Here is a 5,729-nt window from a genome sequence, read left to right as displayed (position 1 = left end):
CCACGCCGCCCTGCTGCACACGGGCAAGGTGCTGATCGTCGCCGGGTCGGGCAACGAGCCCACGGTCCGGATCAAGTCGCCGACCGCACAAGGGATAACGTACGTCGACATGGGCACGACTGCTGCAGTTGAGCGCCCCGCGCCCAGGGGCTCGTCGAAGGCCCGTCGGCGGCGGGTCGTGGGTTTGGGCACCCTCGTGGCGCTCCTGGTGATCGCCACGGTGCTGTCGCTGGCCGTCGGCGCACGCGCGTTGAGTCCCACCGACGTGTGGCACGGGCTGTTCGCGGCCCCGGAGGCCGACCAGCGGCTCACCGAGATCCGGCTCATCGTGCAGACCGTGCGGGTGCCCCGGACGGTTCTCGGGGTCGTGGCGGGCATCGCCCTGGGCGTCGGCGGGGCGTTGATCCAGGGGTACACGCGCAATCCGATCGCCGACACGGGCCTGCTGGGCGTGAACTCCGGCGCCTCGTTCGCGGTCGTGGTGGCGATCTCCGTGTTCGGGTTCGGCAACCCGTTCCAGTACGTCTGGTTCGCCTTCCTGGGGGCGGGGATCGCCGGTGTCGTCGTCTTCGGGCTGGCGAGCATCGGCCGGGGCGCGGGCAACCCGCTGACGCTCGCACTGGCCGGACAAGGGGTCACGGTGTTCCTGGCGGCGATGACCACGGCGGTCGCGCTCTCGGACCAGCAGGCCCTGAACGCCCTGCGGTTCTGGAACTCGGGCTCCCTGAACGGGGTCGGATTCGACGTCATCTGGCCCGTCACCGCCTTCATCGGCGCCGGTCTCGTGCTGGCCCTGACCACGCTGCCCTCCCTGAACCTGCTCAACCTGGGTGACGACGTGGCACGGGGACTGGGCGTGAACATCGCGCTGAGCCGGACCGTCGGCATCGTGTCCATCACCCTGCTGGCGGGAGCGGCGACGGCGGCCTGCGGACCCATCGCGTTCCTCGGGCTGATGGTGGCCCACGTGGCCCGGTATCTGACCGGGCCGGACTACCGCTGGCTGGTGCCGTACGCAGGTCTGCTCGGGGCCGTCGTCCTGCTGCTCTGCGACATCGTGGGCCGACTGGTCGTGCGGCCGGGCGAGTTGGACGCGGGCGTCCTCGTGGCGCTCCTCGGCGCCCCGTTCTTCGCGGTTCTGGTGTGGCGCGGAAAGTTCAGGAAATCATGAACGTGACAGATGTGAAGCCGTCGGTGCTGCCGGGCGTGCGGCTCGGCCGGGTGTCGTTCGTCTGGCGGCCCTGGATCCTGTGCGTGACGCTGCTCCTGGCGACGGCGACCTTCCTGGTCTTCTGTCTGTCCATCGGCGTCGGGGACTTCCCCATCAGCCTGTCGCGGGTGATCGCGACGATCCTCGGGCGGGGCGAGCAGGTCGACCAGTTCGTCATCATGGACCTGCGGATGCCGCGTGCCCTGGCCGGGCTCGTCGTGGGCATCGCGCTGGGGGTGTCCGGGGCGATCACGCAGTCCATCGCCCGCAATCCCCTGGCCAGCCCGGACGTTCTCGGCATCACCTCGGGCGCCAGCGCGGTCGCGGTGTTCCTGGTGACCGTGTCGGGCGGGACCGCAGCCGCGATCGTCAACTCCGTGGGCCTGTCGGCGGCCGCGCTCGCGGGCGGGCTCGGCACGGGCCTGCTGGTGTACTTCCTGGCCTGGCGGCGCGGGGTCGACGGCTTCCGGCTCATCCTCATCGGCATCTCCGTGAGCGCCGTGATGGAGGCGATCACGACCTGGCTGCTCGTCACGGCCGACATCAGGGACGTGGCCAAGGCCCAGGCGTGGCTCGTCGGTTCGCTGGAGGACCGCGAGTGGGACGAGGTCTGGGTGGCGCTGTGGTGCTCGCTCGTCCTCCTCGTCGTGGTGTCCTTCGTCGCGTTCCAGTTCAAGCCGATGCACTTCGGCGACGAGGTCGCCGCCGGCCTGGGCGTCCGGTACGCCGCGGTACGGGCGGTCCTGCTGCTGTGCGCCGTGCTGCTGGCCGGTGTGGCGGTGAGCGCGGCGGGCCCGGTCCCCTTCGTGGCGCTGGTGGCGCCGCAGGTGGCGATGCGTCTGGCGAGGTGCCCGACACCGCCGATGGCGGCCTCGGGGCTCGTGGGCTCGTTGCTGCTGATCGGCTCGGACCTGGTCGCGCGCACGGCGCTGCCGGTCTCGCTGCCGGTCGGTGTGGTCACCGCCGCGATCGGCGGCCCCTTCCTCGTCTATCTGCTGGTGCGGGCGAACCTCAGATAGGTGTACAAGAGTCAGGCATACCTAAGTAAGGGGGGCTTGTGGTCGCACAGTCCATCAACCGGACGAAGACCGGGGTCGACGACGCCTCGCGGCTGGCAGCCAAGGGTGTCACGGTCGGGTACGGCGGCCGGGTCGTCATCGACGAGCTCGACGTGGCGATACCGCCGGGCGTGGTCACCACGATCATCGGCCCCAACGGCTGCGGGAAGTCGACCCTGTTGAAGACGCTGTCGCGGCTGCTCAAGCCGTCCGGGGGCTCCGTCGTCCTGGACGGCGAGGACATCGGCCGGCTCAGGACCCGGGACGTGGCGAAGAAGCTCGGTCTGCTGCCGCAGGCGCCGGTCGCGCCGGAGGGGCTGACGGTGGCGGACCTGGTCGCCAGGGGCCGCCATCCGCACCAGAGCTGGCTGCGCCAATGGTCCTCGGACGACGCCGAGGTGGTGGAGCGCGCGCTGGCCATGACCGGGGTGTCCGATCTGGCGGACCGGCCGGTCGACGCGCTGTCCGGCGGGCAGCGCCAGCGCGTCTGGATCTCCATGACGCTGGCTCAGGGCACCGATCTGCTGCTGCTGGACGAGCCGACGACCTATCTGGACCTGGCGCACGCGATCGACGTCCTGGATCTCGTGGACGACCTGCACGAGTCGGGCTGCACCGTCGTCATGGTGCTGCACGACCTCAACCTGGCCACGCGCTACAGCGACAACCTCGTCGTCATGAGGGAGGGTTCGATCCTGGCGCAGGGCCACCCGCGTGACGTGATCACCGCCGAGCTGCTGCACGAGGCGTTCGGGCTGCGCGCGCGGGTCATCGACGACCCGGTGGGCGACCGGCCGCTCATCGTCCCTATCGGTCGCACACACGTCCAGTTGGACACATCCCGATAAAGACGGAGAAGTAAGGCTAGGCTAACCTCACTCCATCACGGTAAGGTTTGCCTGCCCTTAGGCGAGGGTGCAGCGAACTAGCTCGAAAGCAAGGGGTTTTGGATGCTCCTCCACCGAACGACGCTCGGCAGGCCCTGGCGGCGCATGGCGGCGATACTGACCGCCGCCACCCTCGGCGTCGGTCTCCTCGCGGGATGCGGTTCCGACTCGGCGGACAAGACGGACCAGCAGAACGACGGCACGCAGGCCGCGGCCGCCGGCGCCTTCCCGGTGACCGTGGAGCACGCCTTCGGATCCACGACGGTCGACAAGGCGCCCAAGCGGGTCGTCTCCGTCGGCTACACCGACGACCAGACCATCCTGGCGTTCGGCATCAAGCCCGTCGGCATGGTCGACCAGTACCCGAACCCCCCGGGCAAGAGTCCTGACATCAACACCCAGTGGCCCTGGGTCAAGGACAAGTGGGGCGACACCAAGCCCGAGGTCGTCATGAAGAACGGCGACTCCGGCCCCAACTACGAGAAGATCGCCGCCCTGCGCCCGGACCTGATCGTCGCGGTCTACTCCGAGATCGACAAGGCCGCCTACGACAAGCTGTCCAAGATCGCCCCGACGGTGGCGCGCACCAAGGCCGAGAAGGAGCCCTTCAGCGCCCCCTGGCAGGACAACGCGCTCCACATCGCCAAGGCCCTCGGCAAGGCCAAGGAGGGCGAGAAGATGGTCCAGGACATCCAGGGCCAGCTCGACTCCGCCAAGAAGGCCCACCCCGAGCTCGGGAAGGAAACCGCCGTCGCGCTGTCCTGGTACAAGGACTCGGTGGCGCCGTTCACCTCCACCGATGTGCGCGGACGACTCGTCACGGGCATCGGCTACAAGTACCAGACCGAGATCGACAAGATCGCGGGCGGCAGCTTCTACACCACGCTCTCGCCGGAGCGCGTCGACCTCGTCGACGTCGACCACATCTTCGTCATCAACGACAAGGCCGACACCGAGGCGCTGAAGAAGTTCAAGCTCTTCGCCAACCTGGACGCCGTGAAGAAGGGCAACGTGTCGTACCTGCTCGACAGTGAGGGACCCGCGGTCGGCGCGGCCATCTCCCAGGGCACCCTGCTGTCCATGCCGTACGCGATCGACGAGCTCGTCAAGTCGGTCGATCAGTAAGTGAGCACCACCGCGACGCGCCCCGCCCCGGCGACCCTGCGCACGACGACCGGACGCGAGGCCACCCGATGGGTCACGGCACACTGCCGTGAGATGCCCTGGCTGACGGCCGCCACCGTGCTCACCACGGTCGCGGGGGCGGCGCTCCAGGTGCTCCCGGTGCTCCTGCTCGGCCGGGTGGTCGACGGGGTCGTCGGGGGCGAGGAACGATCGATCCTGGTCACGATCGGGGTGTTGATCGGTGCCGCCGCGCTGCTCGGCGCGGCGGCCACCGCGGTCTCGACCTACCTGATCGGGCGGCTGGGCGCGGATCTGCTCGCCCGGCTGCGCGAAGGCGCCGTCCGGGCGGTGCTCGGGATGCCGAGCGCCCGGATCGAGCAGGTCGGCCGGGGAGACGTGCTCTCCCGCGTCGGTGACGATGTGGCCGTGCTGTCCAAGGGCATCCGCACGGCCGTGCCCACCGTGTTCTCGGCGGGCGTGCTGGTCGTCATCGCCACCCTCGGCATGTTCGGTCTTGACTGGCGGCTCGGCCTGGCGGGCGCCGGCGCACTGCCCGCGTACGCCCTGGCCCTTCGCTGGTATCTGCCCCGGTCCGCCCCGCTCTACCGGAAGCAGCGGGTGGCCCAGGCCGACCGGGCGCAGGCGTTCATCAGCGGTCTGAACGGCATCGACACGGTCCGCGCCTACCGCCTCGAGGGCGCCTTCCGCGAGAAGGTCACCAGTGAGTCGTGGCGGGTGCGCGAGCTCGGTATCGAGGTGTTCCGGTTCTTCGGCCGGTTCGTCGGCCGGGAGAACCGCGCCGAGTTCATCGGGCTCGTCCTGATCCTCGTCGTGGGGTACGCCCTGCTGGAGGCCGATGCCGCCAGCCTCGGCGAGGTGTCGGCGGCTCCGCTGCTGTTCCACCGGCTGTTCACCCCGCTGGGCGCCATCATGTTCACCTTCGACGAGGCGCAGAAGTCGGGCGCGAGCCTGACCCGCCTGGTCGGGGTGCTGGGGGAGGCCGCCGAGGAGCGCCTGGTGGGCGACGAGTCCGTGCCGGCGGCAGAAGCCGGTTCGTACCCGGTGGTGGTGCGGGGGCTGACGTTCCGTTATCCCGGCTCCGAGGATCCGGTGCTGCGGGACGTCGACCTGACCATTCCCGACGGTGGTTCGCTCGCCCTGGTGGGGGCGACGGGTGCGGGCAAGACGACCCTGGCCGCGCTGATCGCCGGCATAGGGACCCCGGAGGCCGGGTCGGTGCGGGTCGGGCCGACCGATCTCGCCGACCTGGACGAGGCCGGAGCGCGGGCCCTGGTGAGCATCCTGACGCAGGAGACACATGTGTTCTCCGGTCCGCTCGCCGAGGACCTGCGGCTGGCCGCACCCGGCGCGAGCGATGACGAGTTGGGGGAGGCGCTGCGCACGGTCGGCGCCGGAGGATGGCTCGAACTGCTCCCCGACGGTCTGAAC

General features: G+C 70.1%; 5 protein-coding genes. All 5 read left to right on the top strand.

Translation table 11 applies throughout. The features are described 5' to 3' along the window. Nucleotides 1-109 precede the first annotated feature (109 nt). Entirely contained in the window at nt 110-1,171 is a 1,062-nt protein-coding gene (locus ACFTZL_RS39995; protein WP_382593980.1) for a FecCD family ABC transporter permease, read from the top strand. After that, complete coding sequence (locus tag ACFTZL_RS39990; protein WP_382593977.1) at nt 1,168-2,229, top strand: FecCD family ABC transporter permease; 1,062 nt, start codon at nt 1,168-1,170, stop codon at nt 2,227-2,229. Before ACFTZL_RS39995 ends, ACFTZL_RS39990 begins: the two co-directional genes overlap by 4 nt. A gap of 38 nt (nt 2,230-2,267) precedes the next feature. Continuing rightward, on the top strand, nt 2,268-3,116 hold the full coding sequence (locus tag ACFTZL_RS39985; protein WP_382593974.1) for an ABC transporter ATP-binding protein: 849 nt from the start codon (nt 2,268-2,270) through the stop codon (nt 3,114-3,116). Between the two features lie 102 nt (nt 3,117-3,218). Then, nucleotides 3,219-4,280 carry an iron-siderophore ABC transporter substrate-binding protein gene (locus tag ACFTZL_RS39980; protein ID WP_382593971.1) on the top strand — a complete coding sequence of 354 codons (1,062 nt, stop codon included), beginning with the start codon at nt 3,219-3,221 and terminating at the stop codon, nt 4,278-4,280. Then, the coding region (locus tag ACFTZL_RS39975; protein ID WP_382593968.1) for an ABC transporter ATP-binding protein at nt 4,281-5,729 on the top strand (1,449 nt) is incomplete at its 3' end. It lies immediately after the preceding gene.

It is taken from the genome of Streptomyces sp. NPDC056948 (assembly GCF_042674225.1).
GTDB classification, from domain to species: Bacteria; Actinomycetota; Actinomycetes; order Streptomycetales; family Streptomycetaceae; genus Streptomyces; species Streptomyces purpurascens.
Note: the sequence above shows the minus strand (reverse complement) of the source record. Positions and strands in the feature narration are given on the sequence as shown.